Genomic DNA, 822 nt, shown 5'->3' with positions numbered 1-822 from the left:
CCGTCGCCTCGAAGTCCTTGGCGAGGCGGCGGCATCTGCCGAACCAAGCGAATGTGCGTTCAACCACCCACCGCCTCGGCAGAAGCTGGAAGCCTTTGACGCCTTGAGGCCGCTCGACGATCTCGACAGTCCATGGACCGCAGTCTGAGAGCGCGTCGAGGAGTTGATTTCCGCGGTAGATCCGGTCGGCAAAGACGTGGCGCAGCCGGGGGAAGTTCATCCGCACGTTCTTCAGCAGCGGTACGGCGCCATGGCAGTCCTGAACGTTGGCCGGATGAACATGAACCCCAAGGAGGAGGCCATTGGTATCAGTCACAATGTGCCGCTTGCGGCCGTAGATGCGCTTGCCTGCATCGTAGCCGCGCGGTCCGCCAGCTTGCGTGGTTGGCGCACTTTGACTGTCGATCACGGCTGCCGTCGGCTTCGGTGTCCGTCCAAGCTTTTTTCGCGCCCGTCGGACAAGCACGCTGACAATCCTCTGCCACCGGCCTGTATCCCGCCATCTATAAAAATAGCCCTGCACCGTCGAATAGGGCGGGAACTCCTGCGGCAACGCCCGCCACTGGCAGCCGGTCGAAACGATATAGAGGATCGCTTCGATCACACGACGCAGCTCCGTCTTACGCGGCCGGCCGCGCCGGTTCGCTCGCGGCAACAGGCGTCTGATCACCGCCCACTCCGCATCGGTCATATCGCTTGCATAACGCAGATCGTCCCGCCGATATTGCTCCCGAGTGATCTTGGTCCAGGGCATCGTGCTCTCCCTCGAATCTTTGCAAATCCGATGGAATCACACCCCACTGAGATCACTCACCCATTTTT

The 822-nt window shown here is 61.1% G+C and carries 1 protein-coding gene; it reads right to left on the bottom strand.

Annotated elements, in window-relative coordinates:
• Window positions 1-754, bottom strand: a 754-nt coding sequence (locus tag ACZBJS_RS42655; RefSeq protein WP_463440346.1) for an IS5 family transposase, incomplete at its 3' end; no start/stop codon positions are given.
• Between the last annotated feature and the right edge of the window lie 68 nt (window positions 755-822).

This window comes from Bradyrhizobium sp. KZN70725, assembly GCF_055264925.1.
This window is presented reverse-complemented; position numbering and strand designations above follow the sequence as displayed.